We start from the raw sequence: 26,173 nt of genomic DNA, 5'->3' as shown, positions 1-26,173 counted from the left end.
CGGATGGCTCAAATGTGAGCCATCGTCACATTTACCACCTGCTCCAGCCTGCTGTCAGGCCTGGCTAACGTTAGATAACGGTGGGTTAACGTTATGAGTGGAGGACGACTCCACACTTTTGCGGAGTCGGCCAATTCGAAGCACGAGATAGGCGAAATGTTTCGCCGATTTCCCTATTTTCGCGATATTCATCTGCTACTCCATTCAATGGTAGATCACTTGGTCTGCCTTAGGAGGTATCGGTGGGTATATTGCCTGGATGCAAAGTAGTTAAGCGCGCGGTAATGCACTCAGATTTGAGGGGATTAGGATTGCAGCGTTCGACGTTTTAAGAAGTGTCTTATGTGCACGGCCTTTAGAGATCCCATAAGATGATCGCCCCGCTATTCTGTATCGATATCAATATGAAACTTTCAAGAATGCAGAGCCGACTGCGCCCTCTGCTGAGCGTCGCTGCCGTAATGGCGATTGTATTTTCATCGGAAGCACCTGCGGACTGCCACTTCTACAGCGGCTACAAGACCATCACCATGAACTACGGGAGCAAACTGACGGAAGGCCTGACAGTCCCTCAGGATGCACCCATCGGCACTGTTATTTACCAGGAGATCATTAGCGCGGAGTATCAGCGGTTCAATTGTGGCGCCCCGACACTCTATGGCTTTGTCCTGAACCCGGCACTGGGGGGTAGCGTGACCAGCGGCAGTACCTTTCCTTTGGGTAAAACTGGGCTCTCATTCCGAATAGGCGACGACATAGGGTACCTAGAGGCGGCGCGCATGGACCTTTCTAACGGAAACTGGAGTGTGCCCGCCACTAATTACCGACTTGAAATCATCAAGTCGAGTGAATTGGCATCGGAAAACAGTGTTCCCGCTGGCTATCTGGGCCAATACCAAGCCGGTAGCGCAGTGTTTAACAAATTTTATCTGATCAATCCCATTATCCTAAATACGGCCTCCTGCCAGACCCCGGCAGTGTCGGTTCAAATGGGCGACGACTATCGCCTGGACGAATTCAACAAGAGCGGCGATACCCCTCGGACGATCAAATTCAACCTCGCCTTGAACCAATGCCAGCGCGGTATCAAAAAGGTGACCTATTCACTTAAGGCCACCACCCAGGTCATCGACGCGCAAAAGGGCATCGTCGCACTGAGCGCCGGCTCGACGGCCAAAGGCATCGGTCTGCAACTGATGAACGAGGCAGGACAACCTATCGCGCTGGACACTACCTACCCGTTCGACGGGTTCAACACCACAGGCACAAGCTTCAACATACCGCTGTCCGCCGCTTACTACCGCCTGGCCGGCAGCAAACTGGAAGCCGGCACCGCGAACACCGAAGTAACGTTCATCGTGAATTACCTGTAACGAGCTAAGGGCCGATAGCAGCGATTGCTTTTTGCCTGCTTCACGTCCCAGCACCTGATGTGCTCAGATTTGAGCACACCGACGATGACCCAGTTTTGGACCATCCCCACTTTCGGATTTGAAATCCAGAAGGGGCAGATTTGAGATCTGTAGTGGTCAACTAATCCCGGACACGACGTTAAGTTTTTTCTCGGCGCGGGCTGGCGCCACACCAGCCGTGATTGGGGCCGGTACAACAAACTCCCGCAATATATCGGAGTGTCGGGTTGCTCGAGCATCGCTTGTTTGCAGGTTTGTGAGCCTGGTTGTTTGCTGACTGACTCCTGCTCCTGCGTCAGGCTAAGCCCCTGAACCGTCCGAATTGCTCGCCGTCTTCCTGCAACATCGACACGGTACTGCGGCTGCCAGCGGTGCTTCGTCTTTGCGTGAACTGCTGGTCGACTCGACTGTGTAACGAGATGGTCGCCCCCGCGCCCTGTGAGGGCTACGCTTTTGCAGGGTGACTCTGGATTGCATTGGATCACTACACTTACCGATATCCACTAGCGTTGCGCATGGACGGTTCGCGATGATTCATCAAGGAAAGAAAGGCGTGAGGGTGCATCGCAGCCTCGCCGGTAGTGATGCGGGCGACACTTATACTGGGCAGGCCTATGGAGATGATGTGCCCTGCGGATCGTGTGGCGGAAAGCATCCCATTTACGAGACGCAACAGGTCTACGAGGTAGCGCGAACGATCGTCGACTGTATCATCGGCGGGCCAACTATGATGCTCGGAGTCCTTCGCTCAAACGATGGGCAATGGGTTGCCGCCTGTTCGCCGGCTGATGGAACACCAGGCTACAACGCCTTCCGAGGAGCTCTCACAGGCCATCACAAGCGCTTCCTTCCAGCACTGGTGATAGCGGGAAACATCCCGGATGACGGCAGCAGGTCATTTGGCGGTCTCCCTCTGGCGGCGAGCTTCATTCGCTCATGCACTGTGCAGAATGCACCCATTGCTGGTCGATGCGCCGCACCCAAGCTTGTTCATTATGCTATTCGTCTCTCGCTACCCCGGCCTTGGACAATGTCGGAGGTGCTGTACGACCCCGCAGGGAGTAACCCGAATTACACCGACTACCTGACGGCTCCCTCGTGCGCGACATGCGGTGTTCTCTTGCCACAACTACTTTGCCCATTAAAGGCAAGCGCGACACTCAAAGAGTTCACCGGCCTTATTCGGAATTCCTGGGGAGGCTCTTGGTAGGTTGTGGGCGGCATTTCGGCAAGCTGACCATCGCGCATTGAGCCACTGTGGACTATCTGCATTACTAAAACGATATCGAAACAGCCCCGTTCAGAATCACCTGGTGGGGCTTTTTTGAGACTTTTCCACGGCTTATTTGCAACGCTCCGACTAAACCCACAATTGTTTGCCAACACCTATAAGGGAACGCCACAACTGGCCGATAACCCGATGGGCCGTTGTCCTGCGCAACGCCCCTATGGGCGGCGAAGTTGAGCTGGTCCCTGCATTTGTCTTTGGGTTCATCTTCTTAATTGCCTGGAATCTTCGATGCTGGCGTACCACCAAAAGAGCTTTTTGATCGTCGATGATTTCTCGGATTTCCGTAGTTCGGTCAGGTCGATGTTGCGTGAGCTGGGTGTCAAGGATGTCGACACTGCCGACACGGGTGAGGTGGCGCTGCGCATGTGTGCGCAGAAGCGCTACGACTTCATCTTGCAGGATTATCACCTTGGCGATGGCAAGAAGAACGGTCAGCAGGTGCTTGAAGACCTGATGGTCGAGAAGCTGATCAGCCATGAAAGCGTGTTTCTGATGGTCACCGCCGAGAGCAGTCAGGCGATGGTGCTTAGTGCGCTCGAGCATGAGCCGGATGCGTATCTGACCAAGCCTTTCAACCGCGCTGGCCTGGCCCAGCGGCTGGAGCGACTGGAGCAGCGCAAGACGTTGCTCAAACCGATTCTGCAGGCGCTGGATCGGGGTAAGCCGGTTGAAGTCCTGAATGCCTGTATCGAGCTGTGCAAGCAGGACCCGCGCTATTCGCCGCTGTGCCTGCGCTACCGTGCCGATGCGTTGCGCGACATGAATCAGAATGAGGCGTTGGAGCGCTTGTACAACAGCATTCTGGCGGATCGTCCATTGCCTTGGGCCTATGTCGGTCTGGGGCGATTGATGTTCAAGCGTGGCCAGATCGCTCAGGCAAAAGCCGTCTACGAAAAGGCGCTAAAGGCTTTCCCGATGATGCCGGCGTTGTATGACGGACTGGCCGATGTGCTGGTCGCTGAAGGCGACACCAAGGCTGCGCAGAATGTGCTGGAAGAGGCCGTTCGCCTGTCGCCATTGGCGGTGCGCAGGCAATCGTTGTTGGGCAAGTTGGCGATGACCAACGAAGACTTCGAAGGTGCGGCGAAAGCCTATCGTCAAGCGGTCTCCCAGGGGGCGCAGTCACGTTTCAAGGACCCAGAAAGCAATCTTGGCCTGGCTCATGCGCTCATCAGTAAAGGCAGTGAAAAAGGCCTGGATACCCGCACTCGACTGGAGATCAACCAGACCCTGAGTGCCGTCGCCAAGGAAAACATCAACGATCCGGGGCTGCAGATCCGGGCGCGCTTGATGAAAGCCACCAGTCTGCTGCTCAACGATGCCGAAACCGCTGAGAAGCTGACGGAGCAAGCACTGGCCCGTCTCGATGGCATGGAGCAGTTCATGAGCGCCGAAGCGGCGTTGCTGGTCGCCAAGCAGTTGAAGATGCTGGGGCAGACTGACGCCGGTAATTCGATGTTGAAAAACTGCGCCGAGATTTACGGCGACGACCCGGTGGTGATGCAAGGCATTGCCCAGCAGACCGACGACCCGGCGATTCTCAACTCCGGCAACGCGGCGGCAGATCTCAACCGCCAGGGCGTGCGCAGTTACAAGGCGGGCGCGTTGCCCGAGGCGCGGGAGCTTTTTCGCGGTGCGCTGTTGTTGCAGCCGAAGAACATCAGTATTGCCCTCAATATGGCGCAATCGCTGTTGCACGGGGCTGATGCCAGCCTCGATTCAGCGCTGCTGGAAGAGTGCCGTACGTGCCTGAAAATGGTGGGCATGATGCCCGAGAGCGATGCGCGTTATCCGCGTTATCAGAAGCTGCGAAGCAAGGCGTTTGGCGAATGAATGATGTTGACGAGGGGCTCGACTTTTCCACGGTGATCGCCTCCACCGTACACGACATGAAGAACTCCCTGGCGTTGCTGATGCAGGCCCACGGACAGTGGCTTGCGCGCTTGCCTGCGGCTCAGCAGCACACTGCCGAGCAGGGCGTGATCGACTATGAGTTCGCTCATCTGAACGGCATGCTGGTGCAGTTGCTGGGGCTCTACAAGCTCGGCGTCAACCAGTTGCCGTTGCGTCCGGACTATCACGAACTGGACGATTTCATCGAAGCGCAGTTGGCGGCTCATCAGGACGTGTTCAAGAGTCGCGGCATTGTCGTGACTTATGAGATCGATCCCTTGAGCCCTCTCGGATTCTTCGACCGGGAGCTGATTGGAACGGTACTGGCCAATGCGATCAACAATGCCATTCGTCATGCCCGGCATTCGCTATTGATCAGCATCGGTGAGGAAACCGGGCAGTTGCTGTTGTCGATCAATGACGACGGCGAGGGTTTCCCGGACCAGATGATCGAGCGTCAGGCGGATTACGTACAGGGTATCAATCCGGCCAGTGGCAGCACCGGCCTGGGTCTGTACTTCGCTGCGCGTATTGCACAACTGCACCAGCGCAGCGGCGTGCACGGGCGCACTGAAATCCGTAATGGCGGCCCGTTGGGAGGCGGGTTGTTCAATCTCTACCTGCCCTGATATCCGCCACGGCACGCAGCATTTTTGTAGGACATTTTTATGTCCCGGTGCTTGATATTCCGAACAGCTGGTGCCTATTTTGTACATGTCGCCGTTCGCGGCTTGCACAACTTCAAGGATAGAGTCATGACGACCGATGGCCAGCGTTCACTCGCACAACGATTGACGGGCATTGATGAGATTGAATGCGTCACCCCGGATCTCAATGGCGTGCCGCGTGGCAAGGTCATGACCGCAGAAGGATTCCTTGAGGGACGGCGTTTGCAAATGGCGCGTGGCGTGCTGCTGCAATGCATCATGGGCGGTTATCCGCCGGCACGATTTTACGGCAGTGACGACGGCGACCTAGCGCTCAATGCCGATCCGAAACAGATTCACCGTTTGCCCTGGAGCAAGCAGCCCCGCGCGTTGGCCATTTGCGATGCCAATGAGTTGAGCGGGGAAAGCTCGCGTCTCTCGACTCGCGGTCAGTTGAAAGCGGTGATCGCCCGTTATGCTGCTCGCGGTTTGGCGCCCGTGGTGGCAACCGAGATGGAGTTCTTTGTTTTTGCACCGAACACCGACCCGACCCAGCCTTTCCAGCCGCCGGTTGGACTGGACGGACGTCGCGAGGAAGGTCATTCGGCATTCAGTGTCAGCTCCAACAACGGTTTGCGCCCGTTCTTCAATGAAGTCTACGAATGCATGGCAGCCCTGGGTTTGCCGCGCGATACCTTCATGCACGAGATGGGCGTCAGCCAGTTCGAAATCAATCTTCTGCACGGTGATCCGCTGCTGCTGGCCGACCAGACATTCCTGTTCAAGCATCTACTCAAGGAAGTCGCGCTCAAGCACCACCTGACCGTGGTCTGCATGGCCAAGCCACTGGCGCATACGCCGGGCAGTTCGATGCACATTCACCAGAGCATCGTCGAGGCGGGTACGGACCGAAATGTGTTCAGCGATGACGCTGGACAGCCGACTGCAATCTTCCGTCATTTCATCGGTGGCCAGCAGGCAGGGATGGCAGATTTCACGGCGTTGTTTGCGCCGAACGTGAACTCTTACCAGCGTCTGTGCCATCCTTACGCATCGCCGAATAATGCCTGTTGGTCTTATGACAATCGGGCGGCGGGTTTGCGGATTCCAGCCAGCTCGCCAGAAGCGCGTCGGGTCGAGAACCGTCTACCGGGCGCCGATGCCAATCCGTATCTGGCGATTGCCGCCAGTCTGGCGGCCGGGTTGTATGGCATTGAAAACGAACTGGAGCCGACGCCGGCCATTCAAGGCCAGTTTGAAGTGCCGGACAGTTTGTCGTTGCCGTGTACCTTGCATGCTGCTCTTGAGCGTCTGACACGTAGCCAATTGGCGAAGGAACTGTTTGGCAAGGAGTTCATCGAAGGCTACATCGCTTCGAAGACCATGGAGTTGAGCAGTTTTCTTGATGAAATCACTCCCTGGGAGCGGCGTGTTTTGGCCGCCCAGGCCTAACCGATTCGTCGCTGTCGGGCTATCGTTGTCGGTAGCCCGGTACTCACTGCAAGGAGCCGCTCGGAACGCCGATGCGCCAAATCCTGAAATCCTTTCGAGCGCTTTATTTCGCCTCGCTGATGATGTTGATCGGCTCGGGCCTCCTCAGTACGTACCTGGGCCTGCGCCTGGCAGCGGACCATGTCGACAGTCTGTGGGTCGGGGCGCTGATGGCGGCCAACTATTTCGGCCTGGTGCTGGGCGGAAAAATCGGTCACCGGTTGATCGCACGGGTCGGTCATATCCGGGCCTACTCGGCCTGTGCCGGGATCGTCGGTGCGGCGGTGCTGGGGCACGGTCTGATCGATTGGCTACCGGCCTGGCTGGTGCTGCGGATGGTCGTTGGTCTGGGCATGATGTGCCAATACATGGTCATCGAGAGCTGGCTGAACGAGCAGGCCGAAGCCAAGCAGCGCGGGCTGGTGTTCAGCGGCTACATGATCGCTTCGTACCTGGGGCTGGTGCTGGGCCAGTTGATTCTGGTCATGCACCCGTCCCTGGGGCTGGAATTGCTGATGCTGGTGGCGTTGTGTTTTGCGCTGTGCCTGGTGCCGGTCGCGCTGACGCGGCGGATTCACCCGGCGCCCTTGCACCCGGCGCCGATGGAGCCGCGCTTTTTCATGAAGCGGGTTCCGCAGTCTCTCAGTACGGTGCTCGGCGCTGGCCTGATCGTCGGTTCGTTCTATGGTCTGGCGCCGTTGTACGCGTCCCAGCAAGGGCTTTCCACTGAGCAGGTCGGTCTGTTCATGGGTAGCTGCATTTTTGCCGGGTTGCTGGTGCAGTGGCCGTTGGGCTGGTTGTCGGATCGTTATGATCGGGCCGTACTGATTCGCAGTTTTGCCTTTTGCCTGGCGCTGGCGGCGTTGCCGTTGGCGATCATGCCGCAGGTGCCGCTTGAGGTGCTGTTTATCGCTGGCTTCGCCTGCTCGCTGGTGCAGTTCTGTCTGTACCCGTTGGCGGTGGCGTTTTCCAACGACCACGTCGAGGGTGATCGGCGGGTATCGCTGACCGCCATGTTGCTGGTGACCTACGGTGTGGGGGCGAGCATCGGTCCGCTGGTGGCGGGTGTGCTGATGAAGTTGTTCGGCAGTCAGATGTTGTACGCGTTCTTCAGTTTCTTCGCAGTAGTGCTGGTATGGCGCATCCGGCCGAAAGCGGTGACCAATCTGCATCAGGTGGAAGACGCGCCGCTGCATCACGTGGCGATGCCGGACAGCATGTCGAGTTCGCCACTGGTGGCAGCTCTCGACCCGCGGGTCGATGAGCAGGTCGTGCATGACCAGATGCAAAATGGCGCGAGCCCTGATCCGGATCCTGAGCAGGATGCAAAGTCCGAAGCTCAGGACACCGACAGCGCTGATGAACAGACTGATGATCCGGGGGCGGAGCGCCCGAAAAGCTTTACCGAGGCCAGGCCTTAGGGCAAAAAAAACGGGCAGTCACCGCAAGGGACTGCCCGTTTTTTCAAGCGTCTGGATCAGATGTCGTCTTTGTCGAAGCGGCGCGCTTCGCGTTGCAACTGATAGACGAAGCGCTCGACCTGACGCTGCACCAGCCCGCTCATGTTGTGAAAGCGTACGCCGGCGAAAGTGGTGTCGATTTTCTCTTCGTGATGCAGATAACGCAGCTCGACCGGTGCGGTCATGCTGCCGAAGGGCAGGGCGGCGATGAAGCGTTCATAGACCTGACCCAATTGAAGTCCGCTGGTGATGTCGCCATCAAAGCGCAGCTTGCAACCCGTCGCCGAGATATCCAGCAGTTTACCGCTGACAGGCGTCTTGAGCTTTTCGCCACCGAGTTCGATGTTTACCAGTTGTGCCAGTTTCAAGGCTGCGCGAAACGCATTGCGACGCTGGTGGTAAACCACTTCATCGGGCAGCGTGCCACGGTAGCAGCGGCCACCGTTGGACTCGTCGATGGTCAGTGTGCCGTTGCTTTCCCAAGCAATACGTACGCCTTCATGAAAGCCTTCAACCCGAAAAGCTTCGCCGGCAAGCAGGAAGCGCTCACCATCGCGGGGGATCATTTCGTCCAGGGCGATCATGTTGCTGTCGCGATCGATATCGATCAGGTAGCTCTGAAATCGCTGGCTGCGTTCATGGAACGTGATGATCAGGGGATCATGGCTCTCTTGCAGCATCCGCAGGTTGCCGGTGATTTCCAGCGGGGTGCTGAGCACCTTGGGTGGCTGCGGAGCATCTTCCGCGCTTGAGGCGTTGAACACGGTTTATCAATCTCCAGACAGAATACGATCACACGCAAGAGCTAGCATTCTGCCAGCATGTTTCGTGCCTTGATAGAGCACGCTTATTTATGAGTTCAAGCCTGACTGAGCGCGCGGGGTTTCACCAGCATTGCGGTTGATCCGCGAGCGTCATAAAGGGTCGGAGACTCGCCACCGTTGAGGATTTTCAACTGATTGGCGGTGGTGGCTTGTTGCACCTGGATCGAGCGGCCGTTGAGCTCGTTGGCGGTTTGGCAATCTGCAAGCAGTTGGGTCAGGGCGTCGCTTTGGGTCAGCAACTGATCGCCGATACTTGAGTGGGCGGCGAACTGCTCCAGGCCTGCGCGGTTGGCAGGCAGATTCAGGCTCGCGAGAAGTTCGCTGCGTTTGCGGCCATGCTGTTCCAGCAGAATGATCAACCCCTGTTTCTGCGCCAGAATCTCTTCGAGCAGCGGCATGTCACGGCCGTGCAGGGCGAGGGATTCGGTCTTCAGCAGCTCCAGCAACTGTTGCGCTGGAGCGAGGTCATCGGTGATCAGTTGCAGTAAATGAGTGTCGTGCATGGCTGGCCTTGGGTTTTAAGCGTCCAAAAGCCTGGCGCAGGCCTTTGGCTAGCGCTGGGCTTCGAAATTAAGCAGTTTGCTGGCTACACGGTTGCTGTCGACCTTATAGCTGCCATCGGCAATCGCTGCTTTCAACTCGGCCACGCGGGCGTTGTCGACGGCAGGCTGATCGTGCAGCTTGTCAGTGATCTTCTGCAACTGTTGAGCCTCATTGCTGAGGTGTACCGATTCCCCGCTTTGGGTGGCACCGACCTGTTCGGTCGAGGTGCTCAGCGGCGCGGATTTGCCGGCATCGCCGGTGTCCTTGCTGACGCTGGCCCGCGTGCTGCTTGCGAGCGTGGGGGAGCTGTTTAAACGGCTGAAATCGATGACCATGATAAAAAAACCTCTGGGAATTTGGACGCTTGCCATGTTTTCGGCCATGCCCGGGAAAACTTTAGGCTCAATAGTCGATGAGCCCGGGCGCGTCGGTATTTGCCCTGCGTGAGGCACAGTTTAGGGAACAGGACGGTTGTGCGCCAGTTATCTACATGGAGACTTCCACCTGCCCCGGGGCCATGACTTGCGCCTTGATGACCCGTTGGGAGTTGAGGTTTTTGACTCTGATCTGTTCGTTAAGGCCGCCATTGGACAGCGCCTCACCCGGCATCCGCACGCTGAGCGTGCCGCTGCGGGCGGTGATGACCACCTGATCACCCTTGCGCACGACTTCTGCCTGCTCCAGATGAACAAGCGTAATCACTTGATCGCTGACCATTGGTCGGACAAGTTTTTGTCCGATGGCTTGATCGACGTTTGTCAGATATCCCTGATTGATCAGGCTGATATCGCGCTCACGCAACATGACATCCGAAGGGTCGATGATTCCGGCTCGTTTGAGGGGGCGGGTGGTCGTGACGACCTCGCGAAACAGGCGGACTTGAGCGGGTACGAAGACTGTCCAGGGGGAGACGCCATCGCAACGGACTTTCACCGTAACCCGGCCCAGAGGTATAGCGGGGCTCTCCAATGTCGCTGTCAATTCCCTGTCGCACGCCGGCATGTGCATGCGCGGGTCGAGCTTGTTGACTTCGATTTCGTAGCGCCCTGCGGTTTGGCTGGTGGCCAGATAGTCTTCTACGGTGAATTCAAGAAAGCCCTGAGTGACGCCGATAAGTAGATCAGGCAAGGTAACCGGGTCAGCAAAGGCAGGGCTGCCAACGTTCAACAGGCATACGGCTGACAGGGCGCCGAGGAATTTACGGCACATTGATGTCAGGCGTCGGGAAAATGTCGTTTTTGTGTTCATGGCAGTTAAAAAGCAAGCGCCGTGCCGTTTAGTGATGAATGTGCGTCGCAACACACTTAGCGTTGGTGTAGGAGTCTGGGCATGGCTGGTGTAATGGATTCGGTTAACCAGCGCACGCAACTGGTAGGGCAGAATCGCCTGGAGCTGTTGTTGTTCCGTCTCGACGGCCAGCAGCTTTACGGGATCAACGTGTTCAAGGTTCGGGAGGTGCTGCAATGCCCCAAACTGACCCTGATGCCCAAGTCCAGTCCTGTCGTGTGCGGTGTGGCGAATATTCGTGGGGCAACCATTCCGATTCTGGATCTGGCAATGGCGACCGGCTCAGGCGGGTTGCAGGATCAAAGCAATCCCTTCGTGATCATCACGGAGTACAACACCAAGACCCAGGGTTTTTTGGTGAGGTCGGTCGAGCGGATCGTCAACATGAATTGGGAAGAAATCCATCCGCCGCCCAAGGGCACGGGTCGCGATCATTACCTGACCGCAGTGACTCGAGTCGACAATCAGTTGGTCGAAATCATCGACGTGGAAAAGGTCCTGGCGGAAGTTGCACCGACGTCGGATGTGATTTCGGTGGGCGTGATCGATGCCGAGACCCAGCACAAGGCGATTTCGTTGCGAGTGCTCACGGTCGATGACTCGTCGGTGGCGCGCAAGCAGGTCTCGCGTTGCCTGCAAACGGTGGGGGTTGAAGTCGTTGCGTTGAACGACGGCCGGCAAGCGCTGGATTACCTGCGCAAACTGGTCGATGAGGGCAAGAAGCCGGAAGAAGAGTTTCTGATGATGATTTCCGACATCGAAATGCCCGAAATGGACGGCTACACCCTTACGAGCGAGATCCGCAGTGACCCTCGCATGCAAAAGCTCCATATCATCCTGCATACTTCGTTGTCAGGTGTATTCAATCAGGCGATGGTGAAGAAAGTCGGTGCCGATGACTTCCTTGCCAAATTCCGTCCTGATGACCTGGCATCCCGGGTAGTCGACCGGATCAAAGCAGCAGATATCAGCTAGTGGCCTTCGCTCCTGGCGGTCAATACGATTTAAGAGGCGGCATCATTGTCTACGGGTAATTTGGATTTCGAACAGTTCCGGGTCTTCCTGGAAAAAGCCTGTGGCATTTTGCTCGGTGAGAACAAGCAGTATCTGGTGTCGAGCCGTCTCAACAAACTGATGGAACAGCAAGGCATCAAGTCCTTGGGTGAGTTGGTGCAGCGGATGCAGACCCAACCGCGCAGTGGTTTGCGCGAGATGGTGGTGGACGCGATGACGACGAACGAAACCCTCTGGTTTCGTGACACCTATCCGTTTGAAGTCTTGAAGAACAAAGTGCTGCCTGAGTCCATCAAGGCCAGTCCCGGGCAGCGCCTGCGGATCTGGTCGGCGGCGTGCTCGTCCGGGCAGGAACCGTATTCGCTGTCGATGTCGATCGACGAGTTCGAGCGGGTCAATATGGGGCAGTTGAAGATGGGGGTGCAGATCGTTGCCACCGACCTGTCCGGGACCATGTTGACCAACTGCAAGACTGGTGAGTACGACAGCCTGGCGATCGGTCGAGGTCTTTCGCCGGAGCGCCTGCAACGCTACTTCGATCCGAAAGGGCCGGGGCGTTGGGCGATCAAGGCACCGATCAAGAGTCGGGTGGAGTTCCGCTCGTTCAACCTGCTGGACAGCTACGCCAGTCTCGGCAAGTTCGACATCGTGTTCTGCCGCAACGTATTGATCTACTTCTCTGCCGAAGTGAAGAAAGACATTCTGCTGCGGATTCACAGCACGCTGAAGCCGGGCGGTTATCTGTTCCTGGGGGCTTCCGAAGCGTTGAACGGTTTGCCGGATCATTATCAGATGGTTCAGTGCAGCCCGGGGATCATCTATCAGGCGAAGTGATTGGCCAGTCGTCGGTACTGAAAAAAATAACGGGAGTCCTCAGGGGCTCCCGTTTTTTTTGTCTTCTTTGTAGGAACTTTGGGAGGGCAGGCGGCAGAAAAGCGGCAGGCGCCGGAAATCCGTTGCCGCTTTTCTGGCATTGCCGCTTTGCCGCCGCTCGCAAAGCCCCGGTTTATGGGGTTTTAGAAGCTGGCACGGGGCTTGCTATAACCCTGTTACGAAAAATCAGGTCACCCAAAGGTTTCCGACATGAGCATCAGCTTCGATAAAGCGCTCGGTATCCACGAACAAGCCCTGGGCTTCCGCGCTCAGCGTGCCGAAGTCCTGGCCAACAACATTGCCAACGCCGATACCCCGAACTACAAGGCTCGGGATCTGGACTTCTCGTCGGTGCTGGCCGCCCAGAACGACAAGAACAAGAACGGCACCTTTGCTTTGAACATGACCAATAGCCGTCATATCGAAGCCCAGGGTATGAGCAGTGGTGAGGAGTCGCTGCTGTATCGCACGCCGATGCAACCGTCGATTGACCAAAACACCGTGGATGCCCAACTGGAACAGTCGAACTACGCGCAAAACGCGGTCAACTTCCAGGCCAGCTTCACGCTGCTCAACAGCAAATTCAAAGGGCTGGTATCAGCCCTGCGCGGGGAGTAATCCATGTCTCTGTCCAGTGTATTCAACATTGCCGGTAGCGGCATGAGTGCTCAAACCACTCGCTTGAACACCGTCGCCAGTAACATCGCCAACGCCGAGACCGTCTCTTCGAGCATCGATCAGACCTACCGTGCCCGTCACCCGGTGTTTGCCACCATGTTCCAGGGCGGTCAGTCCGGTGGCAGCAATTCGCTGTTCCAGAATCAGGATGCCGCAGGCCAGGGCGTGCAGGTACTCGGCGTAGTCGAAGATCAAAGCAACCTCGAAGCGCGCTACGAGCCGAACCATCCGGCGGCTGACGCCAAGGGTTACGTGTATTACCCCAACGTCAACGTGGTGGAGGAAATGGCCGACATGATTTCTGCCAGTCGTTCGTTCCAGACCAACGCGGAAATGATGAACACCGCCAAAACCATGATGCAGAAGGTCCTGACCCTCGGTCAGTGATAAGGGGCGATTTTTATGAGCGTTACCGATTCCACCGGCGGCCTGAGCATGACCGACCTGCTGGCGAACTCCTCGGTCAAGAGCACCGGTAAGGCCGCGAATGGCCTTTCCGCAGCAACCAGTAGCGCGACTGGCGGCAAGGCACTGGGCAAGGACGCGTTCCTGCAGTTGCTGGTGACGCAGTTGAAGAACCAGAACCCGCTTTCGCCGCAGGACAACGGCGCATTCGTGGCTCAACTGGCGCAGTTCAGCAGTCTTGAAGGGATCACTTCCCTCAATACGACTGTGAGTTCCATGGCCAGTAATTTCAGCTCTTCCCAGGCCTTGCAGGCTTCTTCTCTGGTGGGTCGTTCGGTGATTGCGCAAACCAGCACCGCCCAGATCAGCGACCCGAGCAAGGGCCTGACCGGTACGGTGAACCTGACATCGTCCATCGCCGATGGAACGGTGACTATCAGCGATGCCAGCGGAAAGGTTGTGAGAACCCTTAACCTGGGCACTCAGCCTGCAGGCAGCGCCAGCTTCACTTGGGACGGTAACGACAATAGCGGCGCCGCAGTCGCTGCGGGCACTTATACCGTCAAGGCCAATGCGCCGATCAACGGCACGGCGACCGATCTGGCCACCTACCTGCCAGCAACGGTCAACAGCGTGACGCTGAGCCAAACCGGCGGCGAGTTGATGCTCAATCTTGCAGGTCTGGGCCCTATCGCCCTGTCCAAAGTTCAAACCATTGGTCTATAGAGCCGGCTAACGCGGCATAAAGGAGTGGAATATGTCTTTCAATATCGGCCTTAGCGGTCTCTATGCAGCCAACAAACAACTGGACGTGACCGGTAACAACATCGCCAACGTTGCGACCGCCGGTTTCAAATCCTCGCGCGCCGAGTTCGCCGATGTCTACTCGGCAACCAAGCTGGGTAGTGGTAGTAAAGTCGTCGGCAGCGGCGTAAGTCTGGCCAACGTATCCCAGCAGTTCACCCAGGGTGATATCAACAACACCGGCAACGTGCTGGACATGGGTATCAATGGCTCGGGTTTCTTCACCCTGAGCAATAACGGTTCGACGACCTACACCCGTGCCGGTACGTTCAAGGTCGACAAGGATGGCTTCATCACCAATACCAATCAAACTGCCCGTTTGCAGGGTTACGGTGTGGACGCCAATGGCAAGGTCATCAACGGCGTGTTGACTGATCTTAAGATCGACACTTCGAATCTGGCGCCAAAACCGACGTCGACCGTGTCCTCGACGATCAACCTGGATTCGACGGCTCCGGTGATTGACGACACGGTGGCCACCGGTACTCCATTCAATCCAAACACCCTCGCCACCTACACCAAATCGTTCAGTACGCCGATCTATGACAGCCAGGGCAACTCGCACGTCATGGATCAATACATGGTGAAGACCGGCGCCAACACGTGGAAGACCTACACCCTGGTAGACGGTCGCAACCCGGATGCCACCGGCAGCGACCCGAAAGTCACCGCCCCGATTGCTACGACCATCACGTTTGATACCGCCGGCAAACTGGTCTCGGTGGCGACACCACCGGCGACGCCTGCGGCCCCTAACGCAGCCAACACCGTGACGTTGGCCAACTGGGTGCCGGGTAAGGTCACCAACGGTGTGTGGGCGGCCAACGGCGCGGCACCAAGCGCTAGCGGCATGGTCATTTCGATGACCAACACCACGCAGTTCAATGCCGACTCTGCCCGCTCTATCCCGGCTCAGGATGGTTATGCTACCGGCCAGATCACCAACCTGACCATCGACGGCACCGGCACCCTGTTCGCCAACTTCAGCAACAACCAGAGCAAGGCCATCGGCCAGGTTGCACTGGCCAGCTTCACCAACGAACAAGGCCTGCAAGCTGTGGGTGGCACCAGCTGGAAAGAAACGTTCGCCTCGGGTATCCCTGGCTACGATGCTCCGGAAACCGGGTCCCTGGGTTCGATTCAGTCCAACTCCCTGGAAGAGTCCAACGTCAACCTGACCAACGAACTGGTCAACCTGATCAAGGCGCAGAGCAACTACCAGGCGAACGCCAAGACCATCTCCACCCAGAGCACCATCATGCAGACCATCATTCAGATGACCTGATGCTGGTTGGTTGATAGCGCTACACAAGGAGCCCCTCGCAAGAGGGGCTTTTTTGTGCCTGAGGCAAACCTGTAGGCGCCCCCCAGCTCCTACGCAAAAGAAAACCCCCGACCAGTCCAGAAGACTGATCGGGGGTTTCAGGTAAGCACCTTGTGGCGCTTACCGGCTCAGCTTATTGGCAGGCTTCGCAATCCGGCTCGTCGATGGCGCACGCCTTCGGTACTGGAGCAGGACCGGCTGGAGCTGCCAGGACCGAGTCGTCACCGTGGTTGCCGCCGCTGGAAACAGCGTTCAGCTTGCCGGTGTTGATGGTCGACTTCTCGGTGCTGGTCGCGGCCAGGGCACGGAGGTAGTAAGTGGTTTTCAGGCCACGGTACCAAGCCATGCGGTAGGTCACGTCGAGCTTCTTGCCCGATGCGCCGGCGATGTACAGGTTCAGCGACTGAGCCTGGTCGATCCACTTCTGACGACGGCTGGCCGCGTCAACGATCCACTTGGTGTCGACTTCGAAGGCAGTCGCGTAGAGCTCTTTGAGTTCTTGCGGGATGCGTTCGATCTGCTGCACGGAACCGTCGTAGTACTTCAGGTCGTTGATCATGACCGAGTCCCACAGACCGCGAGCCTTGAGGTCGCGAACCAGGTACGGGTTGATCACGGTGAATTCGCCCGACAGGTTCGATTTCACATAGAGGTTCTGGTAGGTCGGTTCGATCGACTGCGAGACGCCAGTGATGTTGGCGATGGTCGCGGTCGGTGCGATGGCCATGATGTTGGAGTTACGAATACCTTTCTGTACGCGAGCACGCACCGGCGCCCAGTCCAGGGTTTCGTTCAGGTCAACGTCGATGTACTTCTGGCCACGCTGATCGATCAGGATCTGTTGCGAATCCAGCGGCAGGATGCCTTTGGACCACAGCGAACCCTGGAACGTCTCGTAAGCGCCACGCTCGTCAGCCAGGTCGCAGGAAGCCTGGATCGCGTAGTAGCTGACCGCTTCCATCGACTTGTCGGCGAACTCGACAGCCGCGTCGGAACCGTAAGGGATGTGCTGCAGGTACAAAGCGTCCTGGAAGCCCATGATGCCCAGGCCGACCGGACGGTGCTTGAAGTTGGAGTTCTTCGCTTGTGGCACCGAGTAGTAGTTGATGTCGATAACGTTATCGAGCATGCGAACGGCGGTGTTCACGGTACGTTCCAGCTTGGCGGTGTCCAGCTTGCCGTTGACGATGTGGTTCGGCAGGTTGATCGAGCCCAGGTTGCAAACGGCGATCTCGTCCTTGTTGGTGTTCAAGGTGATCTCGGTGCACAGGTTCGAGCTGTGAACCACGCCAACGTGCTGCTGTGGGCTGCGCAGGTTGCATGGGTCTTTGAACGTCAGCCATGGGTGGCCGGTTTCAAACAGCATGGAGAGCATTTTGCGCCACAGGTCTTTGGCCTGGATGGTCTTGAACAGCTTGACCTTGCCTGGGTACTCGGTCAGGGCTTCGTAGTACTCGTAGCGTTCTTCGAAGGCCTTGCCGGTCAGGTCGTGCAGGTCCGGAACTTCGGACGGCGAGAACAGGGTCCATTTGCCGTCATCGAAGACGCGCTTCATGAACAGGTCAGGGATCCAGTTGGCAGTGTTCATGTCGTGGGTACGACGACGGTCATCACCAGTGTTCTTGCGGAGTTCGATGAACTCCTCGATGTCCATGTGCCAGGTTTCCAGGTAAGCGCAGACAGCGCCTTTGCGCTTGCCACCCTGGTTGACGGCGACAGCGGTGTCGTTCACTACTTTCAGGAACGGAACAACGCCCTGGGATTTGCCGTTGGTGCCCTTGATGTACGAGCCCAATGCGCGAACCGGGGTCCAGTCGTTGCCCAGGCCGCCAGCGAATTTCGACAGCATGGCGTTGTCGTGGATCGCGTGGTAGATGCCCGACAGGTCATCCGGCACGGTGGTCAGGTAGCAGCTCGACAGCTGAGGACGCAGGGTGCCGGCGTTGAACAGGGTCGGGGTCGAGGACATGTAGTCGAAGGACGACAACAGGTTGTAGAACTCGATCGCACGGTCTTCCTTGTTCTTCTCTTCGATCGCCAGGCCCATGGCCACGCGCATGAAGAAAATCTGCGGCAGTTCGAAACGCACGCCATCCTTGTGGATGAAGTAACGGTCGTACAGGGTTTGCAGGCCCAGGTAGGTGAACTGCTGGTCGCGCTCGTGGTTGATCGCCTTGCCGAGTTTTTCCAGGTCGAAGGTCGCCAGGACCGGGTTCAGCAATTCGAATTCGATACCCTTGGCGATGTAGGCAGGCAGGGCCTTGGCGTACAGGTCGACCATTTCGTGGTGAGTTGCGCTTTCAGCAACTTCCAGGAAGCTCAGGCCTTCGGCACGCAGGGTGTCCATCAGCAGGCGCGCGGTCACGAACGAGTAGTTCGGCTCACGCTCGACCAGCGTACGGGCGGTCATCACCAGCGCGGTGTTGACGTCGGTCAGGGCCACGCCGTCGTAGAGGTTCTTCAGGGTTTCGCGCTGGATCAGGTCGCCGTCGACTTCTTCCAGACCTTCGCAGGCCTCGGTGACGATGGTGTTCAGGCGGCCCATGTCCAGAGGGGCAAACGTGCCGTCGGCACGGGTGATGCGGATCGACGGGTGAGCTTGAACCGCTTCCTCGGCAGGCGCGCGTACTGCGCGCTCTTTGGAGCGGGCGTCACGGTAGATCACGTAGTCACGAGCGACTTTCTGCTCGCCGGCACGCATCAGGGCCAGTTCGACCTGGTCCTGGATTTCTTCGATGTGGATGGTGCCGCCCGATGGCATGCGACGCTTGAAGGTCGCGGTGACTTGTTCGGTCAGGCGGGCAACGGTGTCGTGGATTCGCGACGAGGCAGCAGCAGTGCCGCCCTCAACTGCGAGAAACGCTTTGGTGATGGCGACGGTGATTTTGTCATCGGTGTAAGGAACGACAGTGCCGTTACGCTTGATCACGCGCAGTTGGCCTGGCGCGGTGGCGGACAGATCCGAATTCGAATCAGTGGCCATCGGCGCGGTGCCCTGCGGGTTCTCGCGAGTTGTGTCGGTTTGCATGGGTGTCTCCACGTTCTCTATGTTTGTTTGGGCACCATGAAGGCGCCCACCGTTCCGTCCTGAAGCACTACAACCGGCAAGCGCCGGGCATAACAACTTCGGGACAGTCAGGAAGGGGCTGTTGAGCGCCGCTTCCTTGCCGAAGTCTTTGGTCTCAAGCCTGGGGCCGAAAACCGAATTCCGTTTGGGTGACAGTAATTGACTGCAACACCCGTACCGTTTTCGCCGTTGGCGGCTAAAAAACAGTCGCCATCCGCAGGTGCGGTTTGGGCTTCTGAAAATACGTTTGGTTCAACCAGACAGAGGCAATAAAAGCGCTTGAATTTGGTGTCTGATTTGTGTTTGGTTTTTTGCGTAAACCCCTACATGTAGGGTTTTTTTTAGCGCGAGCTACAAGATAATGCGTTTTGGGGGGTGATTGCAATGTACTACCTGTGGATAAAGCTGTGCGTAAAATGTGTATGAAACTGTCAATCGGCGTGTAGGCCGCAACCCTGCTGGGGTGGACCGTTTGTCATGGAAATTTGCCCTGAAAAATAGCCTTGGGCGTATTTTTGAGGGCGCGAACCCTATCACAAAAAAACGCAGTTACCGAGAGCATTTGCCAGCTTGTGTTCTCAAGGTAAGGCGTTGCTACAATCGGTCACTGCATACGCAGACTTATCCACTCCAATCATTACAAAAAGACGAGTGGAGCCTTCCTTAATAGCGTTCGGCAAAGAGGTCACCCGTGGAGCAAGAAGCCTGGCAGGTATTGATTGTCGAGGATGACCAGCGCCTGGCTGAGTTGACTCGTGAGTATCTCGAAAGCCACGGTCTGCGGGTCACCCTCGAAGGCAATGGAGCGCTGGCGGCGGCGCGGATTATCGCCGAGCAACCGGACCTGGTGATCCTTGACCTGATGCTCCCCGGCGAAGACGGCCTGACGATTTGCCGCAAGGTTCGTGATCACTACGACGGACCAATCCTGATGCTCACGGCGCGCACTGACGACATGGACCAGATCCAGGGCCTGGACATGGGCGCCGATGACTACGTGTGCAAACCGGTGCGCCCGCGTTTGTTGCTGGCGCGTGTCCAGGCCTTGCTGCGACGCAGTGAAGCACCCGAGCCTGCGGCACCGGAAAAACTCCGTCGCTTGCAGTTCGGCCCGCTGGTCGTCGACAACGCGCTGCGTGAGGCGTGGCTGCAGGACACTGGCATCGAGTTGACCAGTGCCGAGTTCGATCTGCTCTGGTTGCTGGTGGCCAACGCCGGGCGGATTCTGTCCCGCGAGGAAATTTTCACGGCGCTGCGAGGCATTGGCTACGACGGCCAGGATCGCTCGATCGATGTGCGCATTTCGCGGATCCGGCCGAAGATCGGCGATGACCCGGACCATCCGCGACTGATCAAGACCATTCGCAGCAAGGGGTATCTGTTCGTTCCTGAAGCCTGTGTAGATCAACCCTTGTGAACTCGATCTTCCTGCGCATTTATGGCGGCATGTGCGCCGCGCTGATTCTGGTGGCGGTGCTTGGTGTACTGGCCTTGCACCTGCTCAACCAGGTGCGCAGCGAGCAATACCGTGAACGCCTGGCCCACGGCACGTTTTCCTTGATGGCCGACAATCTGCAACCGATGAACGAAACCGAGCGTCATCGAGCGTTGCTGGTGTGGGAGCGTTTGCTGGGCATTCCCTTGAGCTTGCAGACGTTCGCCCAGACCGACCTCGACTTGAGCCAGCGCACGCGGGTGCTGCACGGCCAGGCATTGGTGGAGCAGACCGGCCCGCACGCGGCAAAAGTCTACCGTTTGGTCAGCGATAAAGAGCAGCTGGTGCTGACGGGAGAAGTGCAACAGATCAGCGAGCAACTGGCGCGGGCGACCATTTACCTGTTGGCCGATGAATTGGTGCGTTACCCGGTGGCCGAGCAGCCCAAGCGTCTTGAGGCGTTGAAGAAGGACAAGGGCTTTGGCTTCGAGCTGCAACTGATTACGGTCGATCAGGCCGACATGGACGAGGACCAGAGCCGTCGGGTCTCTGAAGGCGACACGGTGATGGCGCTGGGCAAGGGCGGCGATTCGATCCGGGTGTTTGCCGGGATGGTCGGTACGCCCTGGGTGCTGGAAATCGGCCCGCTGTACCAGATGAACCCGTACCCGCCGGAGTGGCTGGTACTGATCGCTGCATTGGGCCTGAGCCTGATCGGGTTGATCGTCTATTTGCTGGTGCGCCAGTTGGAGCGCCGCTTGCGAGGTCTGGAGTCGGCCGCCACACGGATCGCCAAAGGCAGCCTGGAAACCCGCGTGCCGGCACGCGGTGCGGATTCGGTGGGGCGATTGGCGGCGGCGTTCAACGGCATGGCCGAGCACCTTCAGCAACTGTTGGCGATTCAGCGTGAGCTGGTGCGCGCGGTGTCCCATGAGCTGCGCACACCTGTTGCGCGGTTGCGTTTTGGACTGGAGATGATCAGCACGGCGAGCACGCCACAAGCGCGGGAGAAATACCTTGAGGGCATGGATCACGATATCCAGGATCTCGATGGCCTGGTGGACGAGATGCTCACGTATGCGCGGTTGGAGCAGGGTTCGCCAGCGCTGAACTTCCAGCGCGTCGACCTCGATGCCTTGGTCAATCAGGTGATTGGTGAACTGGCGCCATTGCGCGCCGATGTGACGGTGCATCGCGGCCTGTGCCTGTCGGCTGCCGATTGCGATGGCGCCTGGGTCGAGGCTGAGCCGCGCTACCTGCACCGGGCGTTGCAGAATCTTGTGAGCAACGCGATGCGTCATGCCCAGTCCCAGGTGTCGATCAGTTATCAGGTGGGGCAGCAGCGTTGTCGCGTCGATGTCGAAGACGATGGGCCGGGCGTACCGGAAAGTGCCTGGGAAAAGATCTTCACGCCATTTTTACGTCTGGATGACAGCCGCACCCGAGCGTCCGGCGGGCACGGCCTGGGGCTTTCAATCGTACGCCGGATCGTTCATTGGCATGGCGGTCGGGCGTTGATCAGCAAGAGTAAAAGCCTGGGTGGCGCGTGTTTCAGCCTGAGCTGGCCCAGGAATCAGGAGAAGCCCTGAGATCTTTACCGTCTGTAAGGGCCTCATCGCGAGCAAGCTTTGCTGCTGCGGATTCGCGTTGGTCGCAATTGACTCAACACCTGTAGGAGCAAGGCTTGCCCGCGATGACGGTCGAACAGGCACTGAAGTTCTTCAGGCCTTGATACTGACCAGGCTCAACAAATGCCCATCGTGCACGCCAAATTGCGCATCCAGTTCTGTGCCGTAATGCCATTCGCTGGAGAGGTCGGTCAACAAGCGCAGGCGCACATGCCCGCTGTCGGCCCATTCCAGCACTTCGGCATGTTCGAAATAGAAGCGCTTCTGCACGATAGGGTAGAGCGCCTTGAACAGGCTTTCCTTGACCGAGAAGGTCAGGGTCACCCACAACGCCAGCAGATCTTGACGGCCCGCAGCCATGCGTTCGAGCTCGGGCGGGGTCAGGATCTCGGCGGCCAGACGCTCGGCGCGTTCGGCGTTCAGCAGGTTCTCCAGGTCCATGCCCAAGCTGCGCCAATGCGTCTTGCGCGCAACAATAGCGGCGGCCCGGCCGGTGCTGTGGGTGATCGAGCCGCAGATATGCGCCGGCCACACGGGCGCGCGGTCCTCGCCAATCGCCGGAATGCAGTCCAGACCCTCCAGTTGCTGCAAGGCGGCCCGGGCGCACACCCGCCCGGCGAGAAACTCGGCCTGACGTTTGGCGACCGAGCGCTGGATGCTGGGGGGCGCTTCGATGATGCTGCGCCGGAAGTCGTCGAAGACCAGCAATGACGGATCGAAACGAGTGCTGAGCAACACCGTATCGGGCAGCGCATCAGGCAACGGCCAGTGGGCGTCGAGCGGTTTGCAGCAGGCGGGGAGAGCGGGGAGCGGGTTCATCCCGGCATTTTGCCGGGTTGACCTGGCGCTGGGTAGTGGCCGCGTAGTAATCATCTGGCGCGCAGCGCTGTTGTGGCGAGGGAGCTTGCTCCCGCTCGATGGCGTAGCCATCGCAAACCCTGCGTACTTGGTACATTCGAGTGAATGCATGTGCAGGTTTTGGGGGCCGCTTTGCGACCCAGCGGGAGCAAGCTCCCTCGCCACAAGGTGGGTGCAGTCAGCGATTAGCCAAAGATTTTTTTGAAGAAGGCCTTCATGTCCGCCCACGAGCTTTCATCGGCGGCTTTGTTGTAGCCGATGTCCGGGCCGCCGTGATCGCCGTGGCTCAGGCGATCAGCGTCCGGATTGCTGAAACCATGCTTGGCACCTTTCAGGCTGACGAACTTATAGTCGGCGCCAGCCTTGTCCATTTCGGTTTTGAACGCTGCCACTTGATCCGCGGTGATCATGCTGTCCAGAGCACCGTGCTCTACCAGTAGCTTGGCCTTGACGCTGCCAGGCGTCGCCGGGGTGTTGGTCGCCAATACGCCGTGGAAACTCACCACACCCGCCAGCGGAGACCCTTGGCGGGCGGCATCGAGGACAATCCCGCCGCCGAAGCAGTAACCGATCGCCGCGAGTTTTTTCGGGTCGGTCTGCGGTTGTTTTTTCAGCAGATCAAGCCCGGCATTGAAGCGTGCACTGGCCGTTGCGCTGTTTTTCAGCGCTTCATTCATGAATGCCATGGCGTCATTCGGGTGCTCGGTGTTTTTGCCTTTGCCATACATATCGATCGCCAGCGCGCTGTAGCCCAGCCCGGCGAGGTCGCGGGCCCGGCGCTTGGCGTAGTCGTTGAGCCCCCAGAACTCATGGACCACCACCACGCCCGGGCGAGCCCCCTGAATGCTGTCGTCGTAGGCGTAATAGCCGATCATTTCAGTCCCGTCGGCACTCTTGTAAGGAATCTCCTGAGTCTTGATTGCCGCTTGGCTGAGGCTGCTCAGGGCGAATAAAACGAGTGCGATCAATACGCGCATGGTTGATGCTCCTTTAAAAGACGTCCAGACAGCCTAGTCGATCCTGTTCAGTCCGAGTTCAGCGGGTTGTGGTTAACCTACAGTCACAACTGTGGTATCGGTTACTTCGTCAGGGTTGTCCGGGATGATGCAGCAGGTTTTGCCAAACACCTTGGTTGAATCAGGTTACCGTTACTGGCGTATTAGCAATCGAGGTGCGAGGTACCTGTGGAGATGTTGATTTTGCCTGGGAGAGCGTTATGAAACTGCTGGTCGTCGAAGACGAAGCGCTGTTGCGTCATCACCTGCAAACCCGCCTGACCGACAATGGCCACGTGGTCGAGTCCGTGGCCAATGCCGAAGAGGCCTTGTACCAGACCGGGCAATTCAACCATGACCTGGCGGTGATCGACCTCGGTTTGCCGGGCATGGGCGGGCTGGACCTGATTCGCCAACTGCGTGCGCAAGGCAAGACCTTTCCGATCCTGATCCTGACCGCGCGCGGCAACTGGCAGGACAAGGTCGAAGGCCTGGCCGCCGGTGCCGACGATTACGTGGTCAAGCCGTTCCAGTTCGAAGAGCTGGACGCGCGCCTGAACGCCTTGCTGCGCCGCTCCAGCGGTTTTACCCAGTCAACCATCATTGCCGGGCCGCTGGTGTTGGACCTCAATCGCAAGCAGGCGACCCTCGACGAGCAGCCGTTGGCATTGACCGCCTACGAGTACCGGATCCTCGAATACCTGATGCGTCATCACCAGCAGGTGGTCGCCAAGGACCGTTTGATGGAACAGCTCTATCCGGACGACGACGAGCGTGATCCAAACGTGATCGAAGTGCTGGTCGGTCGTCTGCGGCGCAAGCTGGAAGGGCCGACCGGCTTCAAGCCGATCGATACCGTGCGTGGCCTGGGCTACCTGTTCAACGAGCGCTGCCGGTGATTCGATCGCTGCGCCTGCGCCTGATGCTGGCCGCCACGACACTGGCGGTGCTGTTCATGCTGGCCTTGTTGCCGGCCATGCAGGGCGCGTTCAGCCTGGCGCTGCAAGATTCGATCAAGCAGCGCCTGGCCTCGGATGTCACCACACTGATATCTGCTGCGCGGGTTGAAAACAACCGATTGGTGATGCCCACGCAGTTGCCGGATGAGCTCCTCAACCTCACCGACAGTCGTCTGTTGGGCTACATCTATGATCGCGACGGTCATCTGGTCTGGCGCTCGCGGGCGACTCATGATGAGGACATCAGTTACCGACCGCGTTACGACGGACACGGCGATCAATTCGCGCGGATTCGTGAGGCCAACGGCCAGGAATTCTTCGTTTATGACGTCGAGGTCAAGTTGCTCGGCGGTAAAAGCGCAGCGTTCAGTATCGTCGCGCTGCAGCCGGTGCGTGAGTACGAGCAGACGCTCGACGGCCTGCGGGAAAATCTCTACCTGGGGTTTGGCGCTGCGTTGCTGGTGTTGCTGTCGCTGCTGTGGATCGGCCTGACCTGGGGTTTGCAGGCCTTGAAACGCTTGAGCCAGGAACTCGACCAGATCGAGAACGGTGCCCTTGAAAGCCTCAGCGAAGAACACCCCCGCGAATTGTTGCGCCTGACCGGCTCGCTGAACCGTTTGCTGCGCAGCGAGCGTGAGCAGCGCAGTCGCTACCGCGACTCTCTGGATGATCTGGCCCACAGCCTGAAAACCCCGTTGGCGGTGTTGCAAGGGGTCAGTGAAGACATGGCCCAGCGGCCGGAAGATCGGGAGCAGGCGTGGGTGCTGCAATCGCAGATCGAGCGCATGAGCCAACAGATCAGCTATCAGTTGCAGCGCGCGAGCTTGCGTAAAAGCGGTCTGGTGCGTCACCAGGTGCGGTTGCGGCCGGTACTGCAAAGCCTTTGCGACACTCTGGACAAGGTCTATCGCGACAAGCAGGTACGGACCTCGTTCGACCTGCCGAACCCGTGCTACGTGCCGATCGAGCAGGGCGCCTTGCTGGAAATGCTCGGTAACCTGCTGGAAAACGCCTATCGCCTGTGCCTGGGCGAAGTGCGCGTGAGCCTGCGGCAAACCATGAATGGTGTGGAGCTGTGCATCGAAGATGACGGCCCGGGCGTACCGCCGGATCAACGTGCGCGGATTCTTCAGCGCGGCGAACGGCTGGACCGCCAGCACCCGGGGCAGGGCATCGGCCTTGCGGTGGTCAAGGACATCATCGAGAGCTACGGCGCACAGTTGACCCTGGGGGATTCAGCTTTGGGCGGCGCGGCATTCCGGATTCATTTTCCGGTGGTGTGAAA

At 58.3% G+C, this 26,173-nt stretch carries 22 protein-coding genes; 15 read left to right on the top strand and 7 right to left on the bottom strand.

Annotated elements, in window-relative coordinates:
• Positions 1-371: 371 nt before the first annotated feature.
• From AO353_RS29500 to AO353_RS02895, 5 genes are all read left to right on the top strand, one after another.
• Positions 372-1,373 (top strand): fimbrial protein, encoded by a 1,002-nt coding sequence (locus tag AO353_RS29500; protein ID WP_237142959.1) that lies wholly within the window; start codon positions 372-374, stop codon positions 1,371-1,373.
• Positions 1,374-2,931: 1,558 nt separating this feature from the next.
• On the top strand, positions 2,932-4,536 hold the full coding sequence (locus tag AO353_RS02910; RefSeq protein WP_054593606.1) for a tetratricopeptide repeat-containing response regulator: 1,605 nt from the start codon (positions 2,932-2,934) through the stop codon (positions 4,534-4,536).
• Entirely contained in the window at positions 4,533-5,225 is a 693-nt protein-coding gene (locus AO353_RS02905) for a sensor histidine kinase (RefSeq protein ID WP_054593605.1), read from the top strand. Before AO353_RS02910 ends, AO353_RS02905 begins: the two co-directional genes overlap by 4 nt.
• Before the next feature lie 228 nt (positions 5,226-5,453).
• Positions 5,454-6,695, top strand: a complete 1,242-nt coding sequence (locus AO353_RS02900) for a glutamine synthetase family protein (protein WP_173859950.1) — start codon at positions 5,454-5,456, stop codon at positions 6,693-6,695.
• Positions 6,696-6,766: 71 nt separating this feature from the next.
• Entirely contained in the window at positions 6,767-8,155 is a 1,389-nt protein-coding gene (locus AO353_RS02895; protein WP_054593603.1) for an MFS transporter, read from the top strand.
• Positions 8,156-8,211: 56 nt separating this feature from the next.
• On the opposite strand, the gene AO353_RS02890 is transcribed toward AO353_RS02895, so the two are convergent.
• The 4 genes from AO353_RS02890 to flgA form a co-directional block, all read right to left on the bottom strand.
• Positions 8,212-8,958 (bottom strand): flagellar brake protein, encoded by a 747-nt coding sequence (locus tag AO353_RS02890; protein WP_054593602.1) that lies wholly within the window; start codon positions 8,956-8,958, stop codon positions 8,212-8,214.
• A gap of 95 nt (positions 8,959-9,053) precedes the next feature.
• Complete coding sequence (locus tag AO353_RS02885) at positions 9,054-9,521, bottom strand: flagella synthesis protein FlgN (protein WP_054593601.1); 468 nt, start codon at positions 9,519-9,521, stop codon at positions 9,054-9,056.
• A gap of 48 nt (positions 9,522-9,569) precedes the next feature.
• Positions 9,570-9,896 (bottom strand): flagellar biosynthesis anti-sigma factor FlgM, encoded by a 327-nt coding sequence (flgM, locus tag AO353_RS02880; RefSeq protein WP_054598161.1) that lies wholly within the window; start codon positions 9,894-9,896, stop codon positions 9,570-9,572.
• Between the two features lie 151 nt (positions 9,897-10,047).
• A complete protein-coding gene (gene flgA, locus AO353_RS02875) occupies positions 10,048-10,809 on the bottom strand; it encodes a flagellar basal body P-ring formation chaperone FlgA (protein WP_054593600.1) in 762 nt (253 codons plus the stop codon).
• 81 nt (positions 10,810-10,890) lie between these two features.
• Here flgA and AO353_RS02870 point away from each other — a divergent pair, with 81 nt between their 5' ends.
• The 6 genes from AO353_RS02870 (at position 10,891) to flgE (ending at position 15,907) form a co-directional block, all read left to right on the top strand.
• Positions 10,891-11,823, top strand: a complete 933-nt coding sequence (locus AO353_RS02870) for a chemotaxis protein CheV (protein WP_054593599.1) — start codon at positions 10,891-10,893, stop codon at positions 11,821-11,823.
• 45 nt (positions 11,824-11,868) lie between these two features.
• Complete coding sequence (gene cheR / locus AO353_RS02865; protein ID WP_054593598.1) at positions 11,869-12,696, top strand: protein-glutamate O-methyltransferase CheR; 828 nt, start codon at positions 11,869-11,871, stop codon at positions 12,694-12,696.
• A gap of 249 nt (positions 12,697-12,945) precedes the next feature.
• Complete coding sequence (flgB, locus tag AO353_RS02860; RefSeq protein ID WP_054593597.1) at positions 12,946-13,353, top strand: flagellar basal body rod protein FlgB; 408 nt, start codon at positions 12,946-12,948, stop codon at positions 13,351-13,353.
• A 3-nt stretch (positions 13,354-13,356) separates the two neighbouring features.
• Positions 13,357-13,800 (top strand): flagellar basal body rod protein FlgC, encoded by a 444-nt coding sequence (flgC, locus tag AO353_RS02855; protein WP_054593596.1) that lies wholly within the window; start codon positions 13,357-13,359, stop codon positions 13,798-13,800.
• A gap of 15 nt (positions 13,801-13,815) precedes the next feature.
• Entirely contained in the window at positions 13,816-14,544 is a 729-nt protein-coding gene (gene flgD / locus AO353_RS02850) for a flagellar hook assembly protein FlgD (protein WP_054593595.1), read from the top strand.
• A gap of 31 nt (positions 14,545-14,575) precedes the next feature.
• On the top strand, positions 14,576-15,907 hold the full coding sequence (gene flgE, locus AO353_RS02845; RefSeq protein ID WP_054593594.1) for a flagellar hook protein FlgE: 1,332 nt from the start codon (positions 14,576-14,578) through the stop codon (positions 15,905-15,907).
• A gap of 172 nt (positions 15,908-16,079) precedes the next feature.
• Here flgE and AO353_RS02840 read toward each other — a convergent pair whose 3' ends face one another.
• On the bottom strand, positions 16,080-18,974 hold the full coding sequence (locus tag AO353_RS02840; RefSeq protein WP_054593593.1) for a ribonucleoside-diphosphate reductase subunit alpha: 2,895 nt from the start codon (positions 18,972-18,974) through the stop codon (positions 16,080-16,082).
• Between the two features lie 730 nt (positions 18,975-19,704).
• On the opposite strand from AO353_RS02840, the gene AO353_RS02835 reads away from it, so the two are divergent.
• On the top strand, positions 19,705-20,430 hold the full coding sequence (locus tag AO353_RS02835) for a response regulator (RefSeq protein WP_054593592.1): 726 nt from the start codon (positions 19,705-19,707) through the stop codon (positions 20,428-20,430).
• On the top strand, positions 20,427-22,037 hold the full coding sequence (locus AO353_RS02830; protein ID WP_054593591.1) for an ATP-binding protein: 1,611 nt from the start codon (positions 20,427-20,429) through the stop codon (positions 22,035-22,037). The genes AO353_RS02835 and AO353_RS02830 overlap by 4 nt, the downstream gene beginning before the upstream one ends.
• 132 nt (positions 22,038-22,169) lie before the next feature.
• Here AO353_RS02830 and AO353_RS02825 read toward each other — a convergent pair whose 3' ends face one another.
• Together AO353_RS02825 and AO353_RS02820 are read right to left on the bottom strand one after the other, a co-directional pair.
• Positions 22,170-22,895 (bottom strand): 4'-phosphopantetheinyl transferase family protein, encoded by a 726-nt coding sequence (locus tag AO353_RS02825; protein WP_054593590.1) that lies wholly within the window; start codon positions 22,893-22,895, stop codon positions 22,170-22,172.
• 224 nt (positions 22,896-23,119) lie between these two features.
• Complete coding sequence (locus AO353_RS02820; protein ID WP_054593589.1) at positions 23,120-23,911, bottom strand: dienelactone hydrolase family protein; 792 nt, start codon at positions 23,909-23,911, stop codon at positions 23,120-23,122.
• 239 nt (positions 23,912-24,150) lie between these two features.
• Between AO353_RS02820 and AO353_RS02815 the strand changes: the two genes are divergently transcribed.
• Positions 24,151-24,828 carry a response regulator transcription factor gene (locus AO353_RS02815; protein ID WP_054593588.1) on the top strand — a complete coding sequence of 226 codons (678 nt, stop codon included), beginning with the start codon at positions 24,151-24,153 and terminating at the stop codon, positions 24,826-24,828.
• Complete coding sequence (locus tag AO353_RS02810; RefSeq protein ID WP_054593587.1) at positions 24,825-26,171, top strand: ATP-binding protein; 1,347 nt, start codon at positions 24,825-24,827, stop codon at positions 26,169-26,171. The genes AO353_RS02815 and AO353_RS02810 overlap by 4 nt, the downstream gene beginning before the upstream one ends.
• The last annotated feature ends 2 nt before the right edge of the window (positions 26,172-26,173 follow it).

Origin of the sequence: Pseudomonas fluorescens, from assembly GCF_001307155.1 — a bacterium.
Lineage (GTDB): Bacteria > Pseudomonadota > Gammaproteobacteria > Pseudomonadales > Pseudomonadaceae > Aquipseudomonas > Aquipseudomonas helvetica.
This window is presented reverse-complemented; position numbering and strand designations above follow the sequence as displayed.

Excerpts from the sequence above, each read along its gene's own strand:
- AO353_RS29500 (WP_237142959.1), top strand. The coding sequence starts at position 372 with ATGATCGCCCCGCTATTCTGTATCGATATCAATATGAAACTTTCAAGA.
- AO353_RS02910 (WP_054593606.1), top strand. The coding sequence starts at position 2,932 with ATGCTGGCGTACCACCAAAAGAGCTTTTTGATCGTCGATGATTTCTCG.
- AO353_RS02905 (WP_054593605.1), top strand. The coding sequence starts at position 4,533 with ATGAATGATGTTGACGAGGGGCTCGACTTTTCCACGGTGATCGCCTCC.
- AO353_RS02900 (WP_173859950.1), top strand. The coding sequence starts at position 5,454 with ATGACCGCAGAAGGATTCCTTGAGGGACGGCGTTTGCAAATGGCGCGT.
- AO353_RS02895 (WP_054593603.1), top strand. The coding sequence starts at position 6,767 with ATGCGCCAAATCCTGAAATCCTTTCGAGCGCTTTATTTCGCCTCGCTG.
- AO353_RS02885 (WP_054593601.1), bottom strand. The coding sequence starts at position 9,521 with ATGCACGACACTCATTTACTGCAACTGATCACCGATGACCTCGCTCCA.
- flgM (WP_054598161.1), bottom strand. The coding sequence starts at position 9,896 with ATGGTCATCGATTTCAGCCGTTTAAACAGCTCCCCCACGCTCGCAAGC.
- flgA (WP_054593600.1), bottom strand. The coding sequence starts at position 10,809 with ATGAACACAAAAACGACATTTTCCCGACGCCTGACATCAATGTGCCGT.
- AO353_RS02870 (WP_054593599.1), top strand. The coding sequence starts at position 10,891 with ATGGCTGGTGTAATGGATTCGGTTAACCAGCGCACGCAACTGGTAGGG.
- flgB (WP_054593597.1), top strand. The coding sequence starts at position 12,946 with ATGAGCATCAGCTTCGATAAAGCGCTCGGTATCCACGAACAAGCCCTG.
- flgC (WP_054593596.1), top strand. The coding sequence starts at position 13,357 with ATGTCTCTGTCCAGTGTATTCAACATTGCCGGTAGCGGCATGAGTGCT.
- flgD (WP_054593595.1), top strand. The coding sequence starts at position 13,816 with ATGAGCGTTACCGATTCCACCGGCGGCCTGAGCATGACCGACCTGCTG.
- flgE (WP_054593594.1), top strand. The coding sequence starts at position 14,576 with ATGTCTTTCAATATCGGCCTTAGCGGTCTCTATGCAGCCAACAAACAA.
- AO353_RS02840 (WP_054593593.1), bottom strand. The coding sequence starts at position 18,974 with ATGCAAACCGACACAACTCGCGAGAACCCGCAGGGCACCGCGCCGATG.
- AO353_RS02825 (WP_054593590.1), bottom strand. The coding sequence starts at position 22,895 with ATGAACCCGCTCCCCGCTCTCCCCGCCTGCTGCAAACCGCTCGACGCC.
- AO353_RS02820 (WP_054593589.1), bottom strand. The coding sequence starts at position 23,911 with ATGCGCGTATTGATCGCACTCGTTTTATTCGCCCTGAGCAGCCTCAGC.
- AO353_RS02815 (WP_054593588.1), top strand. The coding sequence starts at position 24,151 with ATGAAACTGCTGGTCGTCGAAGACGAAGCGCTGTTGCGTCATCACCTG.